The 21,013-nt window shown below is 46.4% G+C and carries 14 protein-coding genes and 1 pseudogene; 11 read left to right on the forward strand and 4 right to left on the reverse strand.

Annotated elements, in window-relative coordinates:
* Positions 1–110: 110 nt before the first annotated feature.
* The 6 genes and pseudogenes from ABXS75_10275 to ABXS75_10300 all read left to right on the forward strand — a co-directional run bounded on the left by ABXS75_10275 (position 111) and on the right by ABXS75_10300 (position 7,128).
* Positions 111–995 (forward strand): sugar ABC transporter permease, encoded by an 885-nt coding sequence (locus tag ABXS75_10275; protein XCP83473.1) that lies wholly within the window; start codon positions 111–113, stop codon positions 993–995.
* A 1-nt stretch (position 996) separates the two neighbouring features.
* A complete protein-coding gene (locus tag ABXS75_10280) occupies positions 997–1,842 on the forward strand; it encodes a carbohydrate ABC transporter permease (protein ID XCP83474.1) in 846 nt (281 codons plus the stop codon).
* A 15-nt stretch (positions 1,843–1,857) separates the two neighbouring features.
* Positions 1,858–3,366, forward strand: coding sequence for an alpha-N-arabinofuranosidase (locus ABXS75_10285; GenBank protein XCP83475.1), 1,509 nt, complete (start codon positions 1,858–1,860; stop codon positions 3,364–3,366).
* Between the two features lie 100 nt (positions 3,367–3,466).
* Positions 3,467–4,459, forward strand: coding sequence for a LacI family DNA-binding transcriptional regulator (locus ABXS75_10290; GenBank protein XCP83476.1), 993 nt, complete (start codon positions 3,467–3,469; stop codon positions 4,457–4,459).
* A gap of 82 nt (positions 4,460–4,541) precedes the next feature.
* Positions 4,542–4,883 (forward strand): annotated as a pseudogene (locus ABXS75_10295) (family 43 glycosylhydrolase).
* Positions 4,884–5,031: 148 nt separating this feature from the next.
* Positions 5,032–7,128, forward strand: coding sequence for an RICIN domain-containing protein (locus ABXS75_10300; GenBank protein XCP83477.1), 2,097 nt, complete (start codon positions 5,032–5,034; stop codon positions 7,126–7,128).
* A gap of 436 nt (positions 7,129–7,564) precedes the next feature.
* Here the strand turns inward: ABXS75_10300 and ABXS75_10305 are convergent, their stop codons facing one another.
* The 3 genes from ABXS75_10305 to ABXS75_10315 are packed head-to-tail and all read right to left on the reverse strand — an operon-like array spanning position 7,565 to position 9,422.
* Positions 7,565–8,362 (reverse strand): hypothetical protein, encoded by a 798-nt coding sequence (locus ABXS75_10305; protein XCP83478.1) that lies wholly within the window; start codon positions 8,360–8,362, stop codon positions 7,565–7,567.
* Entirely contained in the window at positions 8,356–9,054 is a 699-nt protein-coding gene (locus tag ABXS75_10310; GenBank protein XCP83479.1) for an ABC transporter ATP-binding protein, read from the reverse strand. Before ABXS75_10310 ends, ABXS75_10305 begins: the two co-directional genes overlap by 7 nt.
* Positions 9,051–9,422, reverse strand: a complete 372-nt coding sequence (locus ABXS75_10315) for a GntR family transcriptional regulator (protein ID XCP83480.1) — start codon at positions 9,420–9,422, stop codon at positions 9,051–9,053. The genes ABXS75_10310 and ABXS75_10315 overlap by 4 nt, the downstream gene beginning before the upstream one ends.
* A gap of 447 nt (positions 9,423–9,869) precedes the next feature.
* Between ABXS75_10315 and argS the strand changes: the two genes are divergently transcribed.
* The 4 genes from argS (at position 9,870) to ABXS75_10335 (ending at position 19,232) form a co-directional block, all read left to right on the forward strand.
* On the forward strand, positions 9,870–11,636 hold the full coding sequence (gene argS, locus ABXS75_10320) for an arginine--tRNA ligase (GenBank protein ID XCP83481.1): 1,767 nt from the start codon (positions 9,870–9,872) through the stop codon (positions 11,634–11,636).
* Positions 11,637–11,661: 25 nt separating this feature from the next.
* Positions 11,662–12,807, forward strand: a complete 1,146-nt coding sequence (locus tag ABXS75_10325) for an alanyl-tRNA editing protein (GenBank protein XCP83482.1) — start codon at positions 11,662–11,664, stop codon at positions 12,805–12,807.
* Positions 12,808–13,185: 378 nt separating this feature from the next.
* Entirely contained in the window at positions 13,186–17,721 is a 4,536-nt protein-coding gene (gene gltB, locus ABXS75_10330) for a glutamate synthase large subunit (GenBank protein ID XCP83483.1), read from the forward strand.
* Positions 17,722–17,732: 11 nt separating this feature from the next.
* The gene (locus ABXS75_10335) at positions 17,733–19,232 is read left to right on the forward strand and encodes a glutamate synthase subunit beta (GenBank protein XCP83484.1); all 1,500 of its coding nucleotides are present in this window, start codon (positions 17,733–17,735) and stop codon (positions 19,230–19,232) included.
* A gap of 29 nt (positions 19,233–19,261) precedes the next feature.
* Here ABXS75_10335 and ABXS75_10340 read toward each other — a convergent pair whose 3' ends face one another.
* Entirely contained in the window at positions 19,262–19,630 is a 369-nt protein-coding gene (locus ABXS75_10340) for a VOC family protein (GenBank protein ID XCP83485.1), read from the reverse strand.
* A gap of 254 nt (positions 19,631–19,884) precedes the next feature.
* On the opposite strand from ABXS75_10340, the gene ABXS75_10345 reads away from it, so the two are divergent.
* The gene (locus ABXS75_10345) at positions 19,885–20,997 is read left to right on the forward strand and encodes an NlpC/P60 family protein (GenBank protein XCP83486.1); all 1,113 of its coding nucleotides are present in this window, start codon (positions 19,885–19,887) and stop codon (positions 20,995–20,997) included.
* Positions 20,998–21,013 lie beyond the last annotated feature (16 nt).

Below are 21,013 nucleotides of genomic sequence, written 5' to 3' on the forward strand. Positions count from 1 at the left end.
TCTGATTATCTAAGATGAAGGTCTACTGGACCTTCACTTAGGTATGACGGGCAACTGAAAAGACGGTCAGAGCAGCCGCCTTTTTAAAAAACGAATCGGAGGATATAAAAATGGAAAAAATGATAAAGTATTGGAACAAACCCTCCAGATGTGCATATGTTTTTGTTGCTCCCTCTATTATTTTATTGGTGTTATTTAATGTGATTCCGCTTGCTATGGCTTTTGGGCTAAGCTTTTTTGATGTACCGATTACAATGAATACGGCAGAGTTTATAGGGTGGGGAAATTTTGTAGAAGCATTTCACGATGCCCGGTTTCTCAATAGCTTGAAAATAACTGCAATATTTACGGGACTGGAAGTGCCTGTTCAGGTTTTGGGAGCATTGATCATTGCTGCGCTGATTAGTAAAAATAATAAAAGAAATAAGCTTTTCCGGGCAGTGTATTTCTTACCAGTTATATGCTCCGCAACTGTCATTGGTATTATGTGGAGAATGATTTTACATTCAAATATTGGTTTTATTACGGCAATATTGCAGTCTATGGGTCTGGGTAAGATCAATTTTATGAATACACCTGGATTGACATTGTTTGTTGTTTCATTCATATCAATTTGGCGCAGCTTCGGGATTTCTGCAATCATTTATGTGACTGCAATTCAACAAGTATCACCTTCGTTATATGAGGCGGCCGAGATGGACGGTGCAGGAAAGGTCAGACAGTTTATGCATATCACAGTGCCGTCAATACGCCCTACATTTTGGTACATTTTGATGACAAGGTTTGCTGGGGCTTTGCAGATTTTTGATATTATTTATGTAACAACCAATGGTGGACCGAATTATACGACGGAGTCGACAGTCAGTTATATTTACTCAAGGGCATTTTCTTCTAATTCAAGCATGGGATACGCATCATCAATGTCAGTGATTTTGTTTGTGATTATCATGGTAATCACTGTGATAATGTACCGTAAAATGAATAAGGAGGAATAATATGAAAAGGAAGAAGACCATAAAAATAAAAAATATAATGATTAAAATACCGGTTTTTCTTGTGCTGGTTATTCTGGCACTATTAGTTTTAGTACCAGTATTATGGATGACATTAAGTGCCTTCAAGCCTGAAAAGGAAATTATTTCCTGGCCGCCGACATTTATTCCGAATTTATTTACATTCCAAAATTTTTCAGATGTGCAGGCCAGAATTAATATATTGCAGTATGTCTTGAATTCAGTCATATATGCAGGGGGAACAACTGCTCTTGCCATCATTGTAAATTGTATGGCTGGCTATGCGTATGCATTTTACGATTTCAAGGGAAAAACAGGAATGTTTCTGATGACGCTGGCGACAATGATGGTTCCATTCCAAGTCATTATGGTACCGTTATTTTTAGTCGTTTATAAGATGGGAATGTATGATTCATACTGGGGCCTGATTATACCACGCGTAGCTGTTGCGGGATCTATCTTCATGATGCGGGCTGCATTTACGGGAATTCCGAAAGAAATGGCAGAAGCTGCCCGGATTGATGGACTTTCCGAGTATGGGATTTTCTGGAAAATTATGATGCCTCAGGTTAAGCCGGCAGTCATTACATTGATTATTCTAAGTGTTAATGGCTCATGGAACGATTTGCTATGGCCGATGATTGTGACAAGTAGTACGAAAATGCGTACACTGGCAAACGGGTTGGCTTTATTCATCGGACAGAATACGATTGAGTATGGCGCAGCATTTGCTGGGGCACTGATTTCATTACTTCCTATGTTTATCTTATACATATTTGGACAAAAATATTTTGTCGAAGGTATGAGCAGCGGCGGACTAAAAGGCTAAGGAGACATATCATATATGGAAAAAGCAAAAATTGTATGCAGCAAAAGTTTTATAATTGGTGAAATAGATCCACGTCTTTATGGTTCATTTCTGGAACATATGGGAAGAGTTATTTATACGGGTATATATGAGCCTGGAAATGAGAACTCAGATGAAGAAGGATTCCGCAAAGATGTGCTTCAAAAAGTAAAAGAGATGCAGGTGACAAGTGTCCGGTATCCGGGAGGTAATTTTGTCTCTACATATCATTGGGAAGACGGAGTTGGACCAAAAGAAGGCCGGCCTCACAAATTAGAGCTTGCCTGGAAATCGATTGAAACAAATGAATTTGGCACCAATGAATTTATGAGTTGGGCAAAGAAGGCAGGCGTACAGCCGATATTTACCGTAAACCTTGGAACCCGTGGAATTGAAGAGGCGGCACATTACATAGAGTATTGCAATTTTCCTGCCGGTACAAAATACAGTGAAATGCGAAGGAGTCATGGCGTAGAGGAACCGTATGGAATTAAAATGTGGTGTCTGGGAAATGAAATGGATGGAAAGTGGCAGATCGGTCATAAAACTGCAGAGGAATATGGAAAACTGGCGGCAGAGGCAGGAAAAGTCATGAAGCTTATAGATCCAGAAATAGAACTGATTATCTGCGGAAGTTCGTTATCCAGTATGCCTACATACCCTCAATGGGACATGGAGGTGCTGGACCATGTGTATGAAGTTGCAGATTATCTCGCTCTTCACCAGTATTATGCCGGCCAGGAAAAAGGAACGAAAACATTTCTTGCGCAGACATTAGATATGGAAGAATATATAAAAACAATACGTTCTGCGGCTCAGATTGTAAAACAGAAAAAACATTCTAAAAAAGACATGAAATTCAGTGTAGATGAATGGGGAGTCTGGGCTGTTCCAAGTGATGCTGTAAATGAGGAAATAGCCCAGGAGCCATGGAAGGTTGCGCCGGCAATCAGTGAACAGGTTTATACAATGGAAGATGCACTACTTTTTGCCGGAATGCAGATGGTAATTCTGAGAAATGCAGATGTCATTAAGATAGCATGCCAATCCTTGTTAACAAATGTGAGTGCCTGTATCATGACAGAAGCAAATGGAGGGCTATGGCTTCAGACGATATATTATCCATTCTATTATTTCGCAAATTATGCCCGGGGCGTTGTGCTGGATAGTGCATTGTATGGACCTGTATATGATTGCGACGAGTATTCGAAGGTTCCATATCTTGATAGTATTACAGTATGGAACGAAGAAATGAATGAGCTTGCAATCTTTATGATAAATCGAAGCGAGGATGAGGGTTTGGATGTAGAAATCCAAATGCCTGACTTTAAGATAAAAGGAGTCAGGGAATGTATATGCTTAACAGCCGAAGACAGAAAAATGACGAATCGGATCGGGCATAATGATGTGATTCCACAAAACAATGATGATGTAGTCTTGAAAACGGACCTGTGCATTACACGATTGAAACCACTATCTTTTAATGTATTGCGACTAGAAGTATAACACAAATACGCCGACAATTTCTCAAATTTGCCTTCATTGCCTAAGGGTCTGTTTTATGATATACTCATATTAGTTTTTGGGCATTGGAGGAGGAGAGCGTATGTCAATAACAGTAAACCAAATTGCTGAAAAATGTGGTGTTTCAAGGACTACTGTGCTGCGGGCTCTAAATGGGAAAGGCAGCGTGAGCAAAGAAACGAAAGAGAAGATTTTAGCGGTTGCTAAAGAAAATAATTACCATCCAAATTTGCTGGCGAGAAGCTTAAATCATGGCCGAACAATGTCTTTAGGAGTTGTAACCATTAATATTGAAAATATGTATTTTGTACAGAGTTTAAATATTATCAATAAAGAAGCTGATAAACGAGGATATTTTACCAATATTGTAGTCTGTGATGAAAGTCTTGAATGGGAAAGAAAATTGATTCAGGGGTTGGCAGAGCGTCAGATGGAAGGAATTATGATAAATCCTCTCAATAAGGGGAAAGAATTTGAGGAATTTCTCTTATCGCTACATATTCCGATCGTGTGTATAGGGAGTCAGGTTTCTGACAAAATCACCACAGTGCAGGTGAATGAAATGGCGGCGGCGATGGATGCGGTGGAACTGATAGTTTCAAAAGGATATGAACAGATTGTATTTGTATGTCCACCGTTAGAAGTTCAAGAACAACAGAATATTTATGTCCATAATCAAAGATTGAAAGGATTTTATGCAGCAGTAAGCGGGCATCCCGAATTGCATTCAGAAATAATAGGAAAAAAAGATTTTCTGCCTGATGTAAAGCATATTATTCACAGGTCTCATGGGAAAAGAACGGCATTTTTGTGCTCTGGAGACAGCTATGCGTTGACTATTATGCAGTGGGGAGAGCAGGGAAATATGAAGATACCGGAAGACTTCGGCTTGATGGGATTTGATGATATCAGTGTTTTGCAATATATAACACCAAAGCTTACGACTGTGTCCACCAATCTTGAGGGGGTAGCGGCAACTGCTGTTGTAGAGTTGATTCAACAAATTGATTCCGAGAAATATTCGCCCAAATCAATTTATTTGAATTATAAGATTCTGGACAGGGACACTTTGTAGATTTAATGTTTCATAATATTCTGTTATTCACTATGATGTTTTAGAAAAGAGGGAATATTGTGAATGCTGAAAATTTAAACAAACAGAATATAATAAACCATTTATCGCGCAACGTGCGGACCCATACATTTATCGGCATGAAGACGGGATGTATATATTTACAGCTTCTGTACCGGCTTATGATCGAATTGTGCTGCGAAGGAGTGATACTCTGGAAGGGCTTGCCGATGCAGAAGAAACTGTGATATGGATAAAGCACGATAGTGGAATTATGAGTACACATATATGGGCACCTGAGATTCACTATATAAACGGTAGATGGTTTATTTATTTTGCGGCAGGCGATAAAGACGATATCTGGGCAATTCGGCCTTACGTTCTCGGTTGTAAGGGGGAAGACCCAATAAATGATGCCTGGGCAGATGCATTGGGATGCTCAGTATTGATGAAAATGACAACCTTTTGGATTCGCGCGCATGGGAAAAAGAAAGGCTGCCTGTTCTCAAAACGGATTGGGATAAAAAAGGGAAACCAATATTTGATTATATTAATAACTTTTAGGAGGAAAAGAGATGAAGAAATGGTATAAAAGTGTAATATCTTTCGTTTTGATACTTGCACTGACCTTAGCATTTTCAAGTTCGGTATCAGCAAAAACGGAGGAAAATGGTGCTTTAGTTTATAAGGCAGATAATGAAGCGACATTTGATCCAGGCGGTGCAACTTATTCACGCATCATTTGTCTGAAAAACAGCGGGGCATCAAACGGAACGTTGCTTTGTACATATGATCAGCTGAAAAATGTTTCTGTGGATGTAGGTAATGGGAAAAAGGTATCCAAGCAGGTATATCCGATATACAGAAGTACGGATAACGGCGATAGCTGGCAGTTGATTTCAAATGTCTATGACAAGGAATATGGTTTGTTAAGAACGTCACAGCCGTGCTTATATGAATTACCACAACAGGTTGGTGATATGCCGGCAGGAACAATTCTGTTAGCAGGTAATATTTTTGATGATTCACCATATACACAATCACGAATCGTGATTTATAAGAGTCTGGATAAGGGAAATACATGGTCGTTTTTAAGTGAAGTTGACAATGGAGGACCGTGTGTGTATGATCCGAGTACAACCTCCACTACAACAACCGTATGGGAACCTTTCCTGGGATTGAGTAAAAACGGAGATTTGGTTTGCTACTATTCAGATGAGAGACAAAAAGAGGACGGAGTGTTGCAGGCGGTTTCATTTAAAACTTCTTCAGATGGTGTTAATTGGAGTGCGCTGTCAAATGTAGCAGCAATTCCTAATAGGAGCGACCGTCCGGGTATGATTACAGTTACCAAGCTTCCGAACGGTAAATATATGGCAACATACGAAATGGTGAACAAGCCGAGCATCAGCAATAATAATGCGGTTGTTTATTGTAAATTTTCTGAAGACGGGGTAACCTGGGATGCAGAAAGTTTAGGAACAAGAGTTGCCTTGGCGGACGGACGCGGAATAGGTTCTTCTCCATATGTAAAATGGGTAGATGCAGGCGGCCCGAACGGAATGGTAATTATTTCCGCAAAATGGGGAACTGACAGCAACGACAATATTAGTGGCGGACAAAATTTTTATGTGAACTACAATTTAGGACAGGGATCCTGGGAAAGATTACCTATGGCGGTTACTTATGATTATAATGATCTGGCAGGTGGCTATTTTTCAGGGTTCAGTCAGAGCTTTGATGTCAGTCCCGACAATACAACTTTATATCAGGCAACCAATGTTGAAAACTTCACTAATAAAAAGACGATTGATGGTGTAAGCTACAACTTAAACGATGTACGTGTCGGGACCTTACCGTTAAAGGGTACCATATATGAAGCAGAAAAAGCAACAGTTACAAATGCAAAATCAGAAAATGCGGTTGATGCATCAAATGGGCAGGAAGTGCGGTATATTAATGAGGAGGATAGTTCTGTTAATTTTGGAAATATCAATGTTTCTAAAGCGGGGAACTATCAGATTCTGGTAAGATATTCAAACGGAGAGACTAGTGAAGCATCACATATGGTGACTGTCAACGGAAATGAGATCGGTACGGTAAATTATCCGGTTACAGTGAATTGGGACCGTTATTTATGGAGCAGCTTTACTTGCTATTTGAATGAAGGGATCAATTCAGTTAAGTTTACAAAGAATGTTGGATTTGCCGAACTTGATTGTATTCAGATAAGCGAAACGGAAGAAGATTTTTCGATTATTAATAAAAATAGCGAGAAATATTTAGAAGTCAAGAGTGCTTTAACTTCCGCAGGTGCCGAAATTGGGCAATGGGGAGTTACTGATCACTGGTGCCAGAAGTGGACTTTTGAGGATGAAGGAGATGGTTACTATAGAATTAAGAACCAAAATTCAGGATTATATCTGGACATTCAGAATCAAAGCGCCGTAGATGGAGCAAAAGCGATCCAGAGTAACTTTGCCGATAGCGATTCACAATTATGGTCATTGGAAGAAACTGGCGACGGATATTTTCATATTGTAAATAAAAACAGTGGAAAGTATCTGGAAGTTGTGGATAATTCGAAAGAAGACGGTGCAGCGGTCGGCCAATGGGGACCAACAGGATATGGTTGCCAGGAATGGACGATAGTAAAAGAAGGCATCCATTAATTAAAAGTCTGACATAAACAAAACCATGCGCGTGAATAACAATGGATATTGAAGGATAAAGTAGAAATCCAGTGATTGGGGCTTTGTGTTTTACGGAGTAGTAAGATGCAAAGCTCCAATATTATGGAGTCATAATCTTATTGAACTCTCAATGCATGCGAAAGGGAAATGTCCAAGAAGCGATACCAGCCAAATTATACTGATAATCTCCAATCTGCCTTGCAACAAAAAGCTGAAAAACTATATGCAAAATATCTGCAACCACCGCCCCCTGAGAACGCCGGCCGCAGCGTTCATGTCTGACCGCCGCGGCCGGCGTTTTGGGGTTGCCAAGCATACCTGAGTGAACGTCCAGTGGACGTTCAGCGCGGTTTATTTCTATGCGATGTTTTCTCTGATGTCTGTGCTCCCCTTACTGTATGGAACCTCTGTCCCTTTAGTCCAGATTCAACCGTCTCTTCATGACGTAGCAGCTAAAAAGATAGCATGTGATACCGAGAACGATGGAAGTTACCAGGGTAACATACAGTAGTGGCCGGTACAAAGCTAAAAAGTCGCTTGCCGAGAGTGTATCCTCGTAAAAACGGGGATTGCCGAAAGTCGTGAACGCCTGCACTCCGAAGGTTATGATTTGAATCAGCATACTAATGCCGGCGTAGCCCACAATGGCGAGCAGTACACGATGCTTGCGGAAACAGTGTCCGAAGGAGAGGCATCCCAGTGCGATGGCCATGTTCGAGAAACAGCTTACGATACTGCCGACAAACAGGATAGCGACAAAGGAAATATAGTCCTGAAGAAAATGCGGGCCAAATTCATTGGCGAACACAGTCCGAATATCCTGTAATAGCTGCGGAGTGCGTATGATATAGAACGCCGCGCCAAACAGGATGAGCATATTGAGCAGAATCCAGAAGGAGCCACTCAGGAACTTGGCAAGCACCTGTGTGGAGGCTTTAACTGGCAGTGTCAGTGTCAGATAGCCTTCGCGTGAAAATAATTTGCGGTAGGAGTAAACAGCCGTGTAAAGCTGGGTAAAGAAGCTGGTGACGGACAGATAGACTACCGCGATACATATGGTCAAAATAGCAATCGGCTCCGGTTTTTCGAGCGCATAGAGTCTTAACACCCCTGCGTATTTTACTGCAACTGTAAGGAGCAGGGCTGGAATATGCATCAGAATGAGAAGCTTTGACATGGAGCGCATATCATGTTTTATCAGTTTTGCTAACATCTGAACACCTCCCTGAAAAATGCGTCGACGGACTTCCCATGTGTCTGCCGGATCTCATCTACCGTGCTGTTAAGGGTCAGATGCCCGTTCTGAAGGAAGATCACACGGTCCAGCACCTGCTCGATATCGGAGATCAGGTGGGTGGAGAGAAGGACGGTCGCATTTTCATCGTAATTACTGATAATCGTTTTTAAAATGTAATCTCTCGCCGCAGGGTCAACGCCGGCAATTGGCTCATCAAGTATGTAAAGCTGCGCCTTCCGGCTCATGACGAGGATAAGCTGTACTTTTTCCCGCGTCCCTTTTGAGAGGGAGGAAAGCCGCCTGTTCGGGTCGATGTCAAGCGAGCGGAGCATATCGTAAGTGCGCTCCGGCATGTAATCCTCGTAAAAATCTGTAAAAATCCGGATTACATCCTTGACCTGCATTCCGTTTTTCAGATAACTCTCATCCGGAAGATAGGAGACAATCTGCTTGGTGGAGACGCCCGGAGTATTTCCGGCAATCAGGACCTCGCCGGCGGTGGGGGTCAAAAGGCCGTTCAGCAGCTTGATCAGCGTAGTTTTTCCGCTTCCATTGGGGCCAAGAAGCCCTACAATCTGTCCGCGGTCCAGCGTCAGATTCACGTCGGAGAGTGCGCAGAAGTTCCCGTATGTTTTGGTAAGTGATCGGCATTCCAGTATTGGGGTCATAGTTCCTCCTCCTTTAAGATCTCTTCGAGAAGTTCCAGTGCTTCTTTTTTGTCAAATCCAAGCCGGAGCATGGCCTCAAGAAAGGTCTTTATATTCTCCCGGGCAAGGTCTTTTTTCATCTTTTTCAGCATCGTATCGTCCTCCGTGATAAAACGTCCACTGGTGCGCCGGGCAAATACAAGTCCGTCACGTTCCAGCTCTGACAATGCTTTCTGCATGGTATTGGGGTTGACTGCCGCGTCCATGGCCAGTTCCCGGACGGAGGGAAGTCTGTCGCCGGGCTGGTAGCGGCCGGAGATAATGTCGGCCTTCAGGCGGTCCATTAATTGCAGATATATGGGTCTGTCGTTATCAAGTTCCCATGGCATCCGTTTACACCTCTTTCTTAATTAGAATAATATGAGTGTCAGGTGCCTGTTAGGGCACCACACCTCCCTCCTGGAAAATAAGCAAAAATTCTCCGGGGGGGGGTGATTGTATTAGTGTTATAATACAATATTACGACGCCGGGAGGAAATTGTCAATAGCAAAGAAGGATGATATTTTAAGATGTGCCTAGTATCTGAATCTTGACGATATTATCGAATCTTGAATTGTAATTTACCTTGATGGTATTATGCTGCCATGCCGGTATCACATAGATGCCATACCGTTATACCGATATCATGCAGATATCTGCGATTACTTGTTGCACTGGGAAACAGTTTTGGATATAATTAGGAAGTATAGGACTGCGGCGGCAGAATATGGGAGTGTAGGCCGTATCCTTAAAAATCGCAAAAAGAAAAGATGAAAAGATAAAGAGGGAACTGACTATGAAAAAGATTATGGACTTGATCTCAGAAGAACTGGCGCAGGCTTTTGAGGAGGCGGGGTACGACAGGGAGCTGGCAAAGGTGAATTTGTCCAACCGGCCGGATCTGTGTGAATACCAGTGCAACGGTGCCATGGCCGGCGCGAAGAAATATCATAAAGCGCCGATCATAATCGCGGAGGAAGTGGTGGCACGGCTCGCGGGGGAAGGAAGCATCCGCGAGGCACAGGCAGTAAAGCCCGGATTTATTAATTTGAAAACGAACCCTGCTTTTGTGGCTGAGTATCTGAATCAGATGGCATCTGAGGAGAAGCTGGGAGTCGAGATGGTATCCGAGCCGAAGACGATCATCATTGACTACGGCGGGCCGAATGTGGCGAAGCCCCTGCATGTTGGGCATCTGCGTTCTGCCATCATCGGAGAGAGTGTGAAACGGATCACCCGTTTTATGGGGAATCAGGTGACAGGCGATATCCACCTGGGCGACTGGGGATATCAGATGGGACTGATCATTACGGAGCTGAGGAAGAGACAGCCGGATCTGCCGTATTTTGACGAGGCGTTTATCGGAGAATATCCCGAGGAAGCGCCGTTTACCATCGGTGATCTGGAGGAGATCTATCCGGCAGCGTCCGCTTATGCGAAGGAACACGAAGAATACCGGGAGGAAGCGCTTGAGGCGACCTTCCAGCTCCAGAACGGGAAACCGGGATATCGGGCGATCTGGAATCACATCATGCGTGTTTCTGTTGCAGATTTAAAGAAGAATTATCAGAATCTGAATGTGGAGTTCGATCTCTGGAAGGGAGAGGCGGACGCGCAGAAATATATTCCGGACATGGTGCAGAGATTAAAGGACGAAGGCTACGCGCATCTGGACGAGGGCGCTCTGGTAGTAGATGTGAAGGAACCGGACGACACGAAGGAGATTCCGCCCTGTATGATCCTCAAATCTGACGGCGCAGCTCTCTATGACACGACGGATCTGGCGACGCTTGTGGAGCGCCAGAAGCTGTATCAGCCGGACGAGGTGATCTATGTGGTGGACAAGAGGCAGGAGCTGCATTTTGTTCAGGTATTCCGTTGCGCGAAGAAGACGGGAATCGTTCCCAATGATATGAAACTGACCTTTTTAGGGTTTGGCACCATGAACGGAAAGGACGGCAAGCCCTTCAAGACCAGGGAAGGCGGCGTGATGCGTCTGGAGCATCTGATCGCGGATATTACCGGGAAGATGTATGAGAAGATCGCGGACAACCGTACCGTGGCAGAAGAAGAGGCGGCAAATACAGCGAAGATGGTTGGAATGGCGGCGATCAAATACGGAGATCTGTCGAATCAGGCATCGAAGGATTACATTTTCGACGTGGATCGTTTCACCTCTTTTGAGGGAAATACAGGACCGTATATTTTGTATACGATCGTGCGTATCAAGTCCATTTTGAAGAAATACGCGGAGACGGGAAAGAGTCTTGATGATACCCTGATCACGGAGGCGAAGGCGGAAAGCGAGAAGGAGCTGATGCTGGAGGTTGCGAGATTTGGCACTATGATGCAGGCGGCCTATGAGGAGCTGGCGCCGCACAAGATCTGTGCGTATATTTATGACCTGGCAAATGCATTTAATCATTTTTATCATGAGACGAAGATTTTGTCAGAGGAGGACGAGACGAAACAGAAGAGTTATATTGCGCTTTTGAAGCTGGTGAGAGATATTTTGAATGTCTGCATTGATCTTTTGGGCTTTGAGGCGCCGGAACGTATGTAGCGGGAAGGTACGGAAAGGAGCGGCTATGACGAAGCGATTATTCTATGACGACAGTCATATGCGGGAATTTGAGGCGCACGTTCTTTCCTGTCAGCCGGTCGGGGAGAAGTATGAGGTAGTTCTTGACAGAACTGCCTTTTTTCCTGAGGGCGGCGGGCAGGCGGCAGATACAGGAAGCCTGGGAAATGTGCGTGTGCTGGATGTGAGAGAAGAGGGAGAGCAGATCATCCATTTGACGGATGGGGAGCTTTGGGCAGGTGCGCAGGTGTCCGGCAGGATTGACTGGGAAACACGGTTTTCCAGAATGCAGCAGCATACCGGAGAGCACATTGTATCCGGCCTGATCCATGGAAGATTCGGGTATGACAATGTGGGCTTTCACTTAGGCGAGGAGGTCTGTACGCTGGATTTGAGCGGTCCCATTACGAAAGAGGAGCTGGCAGAGATCGAGCTGGCTGCCAATCAGGTGGTATTTGCAAATCTTCCGGTGGAGGTGACCTATCCTTCCCGAGAAGAACTGGAAGCCTTGGATTATCGAAGCAAGATCGAGATTGAGGGACAGGTGCGGATCGTGACGATTCCGGGCGTGGATGTGTGCGCCTGCTGTGCTCCCCATGTCAGCCATACCGGGGAGATCGGGCTTGTCAAGTTTATTCATATGCAGAATTATAAGGGCGGCGTGCGGATTACGATGGTCTGCGGTCTGCGTGCGCTCATGGATTACCGTGCGAAAGAGGAGAGCGTAAAAGCCATCATGCAGAGTCTGTCCTCGAAGGAGGAGAAGATTGCCGAAGCGGTAGAGCATCTGAAGGAAGAGGTTGCGGAGCAAAAGCGACGAGGGGTCAGCCTGCTTCATGAGGTGTTCCTGTGCAAAGTGAAGGAGATTCCGGAGAATACGAGGAAGGTATGCCTGTTCGAGGACGATTTAGATGGCGGCGCCCTGCGGGAACTGATGAATCTGGCGCTTAGTAGGGGCGTCGGAATCTGTGGCGTGTTTACGGGAAATGATGCAGAAGGGTACCGCTATGTGCTCGGCAGTAAAACAGAGGACGTGCGGCCCTTTGGCAAAGCTCTGAATGAGGCTTTTGCGGGACGTGGAGGCGGAAAGCCGGAGATGGTGCAGGGATCGCTGAAAGGAAAAGAGGCGGAAATCCGTAGCCATTTTTCGTAGAAAACTGAGCGAATTTGAGGAGAATAGAAATGCAGGAATAATTCGTATGTTATGGGGTCAAAAGGCATTTTGACCCCTACATTATTTTACAAAAAGAAAAATAAGGAGTCTTTCGGGAAGTGAACACTATAAATTGCAGAATAGTGTGGAAACAAAAGATATATATTTGGTGTAGAAATCCGAAAATGTCTGACAATACAAAACAAACAATTAAAAACGAAAACAATCAGACAATTTAGGCGAAATTTCCTATTTACAATAACAGAAAAATGTTGTATAGTGAAAAATCATAAAGTGCAGGTGAGAAATCGATGCGCAGGTATAATGTCTGGCGACATATATTATACTATGATGAGATTATCAGAAAGGGCAGAGTCTATGGGTAGTGAAAAAAAGAATAGGGTAAGCAGTTTGTACAGCCCGCTTTTCGAGCATGACAACTGCGGAATCGGCGCGGTGGTGAACATCAAAGGCCAGAAAAGCCATGAGACAGTGGTGAGCGCGCTTAAGATTGTAGAAAACTTAGAACATAGAGCCGGCAAGGATGCCGAAGGGAAGACAGGAGACGGTGTTGGAATTCTGTTACAGATTTCACACAGGTTTTTCACCAAAGTCTGTCAACCCCTCGGCATCTTTTTAGGTTCTGAGAGAGATTATGGTGTGGGCATGTTTTTCTTCCCGCAGGATGAGTTAAAGCGGAACCAGGCGAAGAAGATTTTTGAGGTGATCGCCAAAAGAGAGGGACTTAAGTTCCTCGGCTGGAGAGAGGTCCCGATTCATCAGGAGATCTTGGGAAAGAAAGCGGTAGAGTGTATGCCGTGCATCATGCAGGGATTTATTGAGCGTCCCGGGAAGGTGGAGAAGGGACTGGATTTTGACCGCCGCCTCTACGTGGTGCGAAGAATCTTTGAGCAGAGCAGCGACGACACGTATGTGGCATCTCTTTCCAGCCGGACCATTGTGTATAAAGGAATGTTTCTGGTAAAGCAGCTTCGGAAGTTCTTCGATGATCTGCAAAGCCCGGAGTATGAGTCCGCTATTGCGGTGGTACATTCCAGATTCAGCACGAATACGAATCCGAGCTGGGAGAGAGCGCATCCGAACCGTTATATCGTACATAACGGAGAGATCAATACGATTCGCGGAAATGCGGATAAGATGCAGGCCCGAGAGGAAAATATGGAGTCGGAGCATTTAAAGGGCGAGTTGTATAAAGTCCTTCCGGCCATCAATAGTTCCGGTTCCGATTCCGCCATGCTGGATAACGCGCTGGAATTCATGGTGATGAGCGGAATGCCGCTGCCTCTGGCGGTGATGATCTCCATACCGGAGCCATGGGCGAACAACCAGACCATGTCCCAGAAAATCAAGGATTTCTACCAGTATTATGCAACCATGATGGAGCCATGGGACGGCCCGGCGTCGATCCTGTTCTCCGACGGGGATTATATGGGAGCGGTGCTTGACCGGAACGGCCTGAGACCTTCCCGTTATTATATCACGGACGATGACACATTGATTTTGTCATCCGAGGTGGGAGTTCTGGATATTCCGGCAGATAAGATCTTGGTCAAGGAACGTCTGCACCCCGGCAAAATGCTGCTGGTGGACACGATAAAGGGCAAGGTCATCGACGATGACGAGCTAAAGGAATCCTATGCCTCGGCGCAGCCTTACGGAGAGTGGCTTGACAGCAACCTTGTGAACCTGTACGATCTGAAGATCCCGAATCAGAAGGTGCCATCCTACACGAAGGAGGAGTGCCAGAAACTGCAGAAGGCCTTCGGGTATTCCTATGAAGAGGTGAATAATTCCATTTTGAAAATGGCGATGAATGGCAGCGAAAGCATTGACGCCATGGGCATCGACGCCCCGCTCGCCGTGCTTTCCGAGAAGCATCAGCCGCTTTTCGGGTATTTTAAACAGCTCTTTGCCCAGGTGACCAATCCGCCGATCGACGCGATCCGTGAGAAGGTCGTGACCTCCACCAGCGTTTACGTGGGAAGAGACGGAAATCTCCTGGAAGAAAAGGAGGAGAACTGCCATGTACTTAAGATTAACAATCCTATCCTGACGAACACGGATCTGATGAAGATCAGGAATATGAAGGTAGATGGTTTCAAATGTACAGAGATTTCTACGACCTACTTTAAGAATTCCAGCCTGGAAAAGGCGATTGAATACCTGTTCATTCAGGTGGACCGCGCAATTCGGGAGCAGGCAAATATCCTGATCTTAAGTGACCGGGGCGTCGATGAATATCATATTGCCATGCCGTCGCTCCTTGCTACCTCCGCTGTGCATCAGCATTTGGTGCGCACAAAGAAACGGACGGCAGTCGCTATGATCCTGGAGACCGGGGAACCACGGGAGGTACATCATTTTGCGACCCTTCTGGGATATGGCGCTTCTGCGATCAATCCATATCTTGCCCATGAGTCGATCAAACAGCTCATTGACGCCGGTATGCTGCAAAAGGATTACTATGCGGCGGTTGAGGATTACAATCAGGCGGTGCTTGGCGGCATCGTGAAGATCGCCTCCAAGATGGGGATTTCAACGATTCAGTCTTATCAGGGCTCTATGATCTTTGAGGCCATCGGACTAAAAGAGAGCTTTATAGAAAAATATTTTACCGGAACGGTAAGCCGGGTGGGCGGTATCGGTATTGAGGAGATCGCCGGCGATTATATGGCGCGCCACATGGAGGCGTTTGACCTGCTGGGGCTGGCGGCAGATATGACACTGAACAGTGTAGGACAGCACAAATCCAAGAGCGGAGGGGAGAAACATCTCTACAATCCGCGTACCATTCATATGCTGCAGCAGTCCACAAGGCGCGGCGATTACGGTATGTTCAAACAGTATACAAAGATGGTAGATGAGGAGTCCCAGGGCATCACCCTGCGCGGACAGATGGATTTCAATTTCCCGAAAAAAGGGATTCCGATTTCCCAGGTGGAAAGTGTGGACTCCATTGTGACCCGGTTTAAGACGGGAGCCATGTCTTACGGTTCCATTTCCAAGGAGGCGCATGAGACGCTGGCCCTTGCCATGAACGCCCTGCACGGGAAATCCAACAGCGGGGAGGGCGGAGAGGATATCGAACGTCTGGACAGCGACCGCTGTTCTGCCATCAAACAGGTGGCAAGCGGAAGATTCGGCGTGACAAGCCGGTACCTGGTGAGTGCCAAAGAGATTCAGATCAAGATGGCGCAGGGAGCAAAACCAGGCGAGGGCGGGCACCTGCCGGGCGGGAAGGTATATCCCTGGATCGCAAAGACACGGCATTCCACTCCCGGCGTGGGCCTGATTTCGCCGCCACCGCACCACGATATCTATTCGATCGAAGATCTGGCGCAGCTCATTTACGACTGCAAGAATGCAAATAAAGATGCGAGGATTTCCGTGAAGCTGGTATCTGAGGCCGGCGTGGGAACCGTCGCTGCCGGCGTGGCAAAGGCAGGAGCAGGTCTGGTGCTGATCTCCGGTTATGACGGCGGTACGGGCGCGGCTCCAAGAAGCTCCATCCATAATGCAGGACTTCCCTGGGAGCTGGGACTTGCGGAGACCCACCAGACTCTGATCCAGAACGGCCTTAGAGAAAGAGTCCGCATCGAGACAGACGGTAAATTGATGAGCGGAAGAGATGTGGCGATCGCCGCCCTTTTGGGAGCGGAGGAGTTTGGATTTGCCACGGCACCGCTTGTGACCATGGGCTGCGTCATGATGCGCGTCTGCAACCTGGATACCTGTCCGGTGGGTGTGGCTACCCAGAATCCGGAGCTCAGGAAGCGTTTCAGCGGCAAGCCGGAATACGTGATCAACTTTATGCGTTTTATCGCAGAGGAGCTCCGGGAATATATGGCAAGGCTGGGCGTGCGCACGGTCGATGAGATGGTAGGCCGCACGGATTTCCTGAAGGTAAAGGAGGTGCCGACCTCGAAACGTGCCGCTACGCTGGATCTTAGCCGGATTCTGGATAATCCTTTTGCGAAGGACACGAAGGGAAGGACCTTTAATCCGAAGAAGGTATTTGACTTTGAACTGGAGAAAACGTTAGATGAGCGGGTGCTGGTCAAGGAACTTCTGCCTTCGCTGGAAAAGGGACTAAAGAGAAGTATGGAGATTGATGTGTCCAATGTGGACCGTACCTTTGGAACGATTTTCGGCTCCGAGATCACCCGCAGATATCCGGAGGGTCTTCCGGAGGACAGCTATGTGCTGAAATGCAAGGGGGCGGGCGGCCAGTCCTTCGGCGCTTTTATCCCGGGCGGCCTTACGCTGGAACTGACTGGTGACAGCAATGACTACTTCGGCAAGGGACTTTCGGGTGGAAAACTAATCGTGTACCCACCGACCGGTATCAAGTATAAACCGAACGAAAACATTATTATAGGAAACGTTGCTCTATACGGGGCGACCAGCGGGAAAGCATTTATCAGCGGCGTGGCAGGTGAAAGATTCTGCGTGCGGAATTCCGGGGCCACCGCGGTAGTGGAAGGAGTGGGAGACCACGGCTGTGAGTATATGACAGGCGGACGTGTGGCCATTCTCGGAAAGACCGGCAAGAATTTCGCGGCAGGTATGAGCGGCGGCGTGGCCTATGTACTGGATCTGGACAGCAATCTTTATACGAAGGTCAATAAACAGATGGTAAATATTGAGCATGTCACCTCCAAATATGATGTTCTGGAACTGAAGGAAATGATTGAGGAGCATGTGAAGAATACCAATTCTGCCATAGGAAAAGAAGTGCTGAACCATTTTACAGAGTATCTTCCGAAATTTAAGAAGATCATTCCCCATGACTACGAGAAGATGCTGACCAGGATCCTGCAGATGGAAGAACAGGGCATGGGAAGCGAGCAGGCAAAAATCGAAGCGTTCTACGCGATCAAAAATGAAAGATAGGAGGCGGAAAAATGGGAAAAGCGACTGGATTTATGGATTATAACAGGAAGGATCAGGCTGCGGAAGACGCCATGAAAAGGATCAGGCATTTCCGGGAATTCCATACGCCTTTATCGAAGGAAGAGCAGGAAATACAGGGGGCGCGCTGCATGTCCTGCGGCGTTCCGTTCTGCCAGGCCGGACAGATGATCGCCGGTATGGCAAGCGGCTGCCCGCTTCACAATCTGGTGCCGGAATGGAACGACCTGATTTATCACGGAAACTGGGAAGAGGCATATTATCGGCTGGTGAAGACCAACAATTTCCCGGAATTTACCTCCCGGGTATGCCCGGCGCTCTGCGAGGCGGCGTGTACCTGCAACCTGCACGATGAACCGGTGTCTACGAAGGCAAATGAATATGGGATTATTGAAAATGCGTATGAGAAGGGGTATGCGAAAGCGAACCCTCCGAAGGTGCGCACCGGAAAGAAGGTGGCGGTAATAGGCTCCGGCCCCGCAGGACTTGCGGCGGCTGACCAGCTGAATAAAAGAGGACATCTGGTGACCGTGTTTGAGCGGGAGGACCGGCCGGGAGGCTTGCTCCGCTACGGGATCCCGAATATGAAGCTGGAAAAGCAGATCGTTGACCGGAAAATCGCCGTGATGGAGGAGGAAGGAATCGTATTTCGCACGGGCTGCGATGTGGGAAAAGATGTGAAGGTTTCTTCTATATTAAAAGAATTTGACCGGATCATTCTTGCCTGCGGTGCAGCGAATCCAAGGGATATCAAGGTGCCGGGACGAGACGCAAAGGGAATCTATTTTGCGGTGGACTTTCTGAAGTCAACGACAAAATGTCTCTGGAATCACGAGATGAACCTGGAGGATGGGGAATATATTTCCGCAAAGGGGAAGAAGGTCATGGTGATCGGAGGCGGCGATACTGGGAACGACTGTGTGGGAACGTCCATTCGTCACGGGGCAAAGTCGGTCCTGCAGCTTGAGATGATGCCAAAACTTCCGGAGCAGAGAGCGGAGACGAATCCCTGGCCCGAGTGGCCCAGAGTCTGTAAGACGGACTATGGTCAGCAGGAGGCAATCGCACTTTGGGGGCATGATCCGAGAGTGTACCAGACTACGGTCAAGGAATTTGTCAAAGATAAAGATGGAAACCTGGTAAAGGCTGTTCTTGTGAAGCTGGAGAGCCGAAAAGATGAGAAGACCGGGCGTATGAAAATGGCAGAGATTCCGGGCAGCGAGTATACGGTAGAAGTGGATCTTGTACTGATTGCAGCGGGATTTCTCGGAAGCCAGGAGTATGTGACGAAGGCCTTTGGGGTGGAAGTAAATGAGCGGATCAATGTGAAAACACTGCCGGGAGCCTATAAGACGAATCAGCCCAATATTTTTACTGCCGGTGATATGCACAGGGGCCAGTCCCTGGTCGTGTGGGCAATCCGGGAAGGAAGAGAGGCAGCCTGCCAGGTGGATATGGATCTGATGGGATATACGAATCTGTCTGTGCAGTAGCCTGGCGTTCAGCCAGATAAGGTATAGACTTATCTGGCTGGCACGATTTCTATCCAGTAACCGTCGGGATCTTCGATGAAGTAAATTCCCATAGAGGGATTCTCGAAGCAGACACAATTCATTTCTTTATGATGGGCGAGAGCCGCCTCCATATCATCTACGGTGAAGGCAAGGTGAAATTCGTTGTCACCAAGGTCGTATGGCCGGTCCATTTCCTTAAGCCAGGTCAGCTCGAGTTGATGCAGTGTAGTCCCGTCGCCTAAAAACACGAGCTTGAAGCTGCCGTCCGCAGCCTCCTTTTCGCGGAGCACCTTAAGTCCAAGAGCTTCCTGATAAAAACGGATGGATTTGTCCAGATCCAGCACGTTCAGATTGTTGTGGTTAAATGTAAAATTCATAAAAGTGATCTCCTTTCTTCCTATTAAAAAATGTCAGCCGGAGAAAATGGCTGCTGTAGTTCTTCCCTATGAGAATAGTTTATCATAAATATTGAGGTGAGAAAAGTAAGAATAATAGATATAGTGGTATTTGAAGAAAAAAGATTATGTAAAATGTTACGAAAATATTAAAAAACATTGCAATTTGTTGAGATATGTTTTATAATCAAGAAAGGTAAACACTTAGTAAATTTTTACATTGGGACAGGTGGAATATGAAAAAATTTGGAAGAACAGTGCTGGTATCATTACTTACAAGTGCGATGATCGTTACACCCGTTTGCGCGGAACCAAGCGTTGACGACTTAAAGGAGAGCAAACAGGAAGCGCAGAGCGAGGTGAACGCACTTCAGCAGGAGTTACAGGCACTTTTAGAAAAGATGAGTAAGCTGGAAAAGGATCTGGTTCAAAAAGGACAGGACATCAGCAAAGCCGAGGAGGATCTTGCGGCAGCCGAAGCCAAAGAAAAACAGCAGTATGAAGATATGAAGCTGCGAATCAAATATATGTATGAAGAAGGCAACGGCAGTATGGTGGAGGCTCTGATGTCGTCGAGCGATTTTACAGAGCTTTTGAACAAGGCCGAATATGTGAGGGATATACATAGCTATGACCGTCAGATGCTTCAGGAATACGTAGAGACGAAGAAACAGATTGCGGACCTGAAGGCATCTCTGGAAAAAGAGATGGCTGATATGGAGCAGATGCAGGAAGAGTATAAGAAGGAAGAGACAAGCCTTAACAGCACGCTGACTGCTAAGCAGGCGGAAGTGGCGGATTTGGAAGTACAGCTTCAGAAGGCGGCTGAGGCAGCTGCCAAGAAGGCAAGAGAGGAAGCAGAGGCCAAGAAGAGGCAGGAAGAAGAAGCGAAAAAGAAGAATGAGAATACAATCAACCAGAATAATGACAGTTCTGGCGACAGCAGTGATCAAGGCTCATACGATGTTGGCGGAAGCAATGATAACAGTGGAGATGACTATACACCGCCTTCAAGCAGTGGCAGTGGAAGTGCAGTGGTGAGCGCGGCACAGGCATATCTGGGTACGCCTTATGTGTATGGAGGCAGCAGCCATTCCGGTATTGATTGTTCGGGACTTGTTATGAGAGCCTTACAGGCAATCGGTGTCTATGTGGATCATTCATCTGCTTCAATCGGAGGTGGTGGACGCGCTGTATCAGATCCACAGCCGGGAGATATTGTATGTTATGTCGGACATGTGGGAATTTATGTGGGCGGCGGTCAGATGATTCATGCACCGCAGCCGGGGCAGTCGGTTTGCTATACGAATATAAATTATGCACCGCACTGGTTCAGAAGATATTGGTAAACTAGAGTTTGTGTAA

It is taken from the genome of Roseburia hominis, from assembly GCA_040702975.1.
GTDB classification, from domain to species: Bacteria; Bacillota; Clostridia; order Lachnospirales; family Lachnospiraceae; genus Allocoprococcus; species Allocoprococcus hominis_A.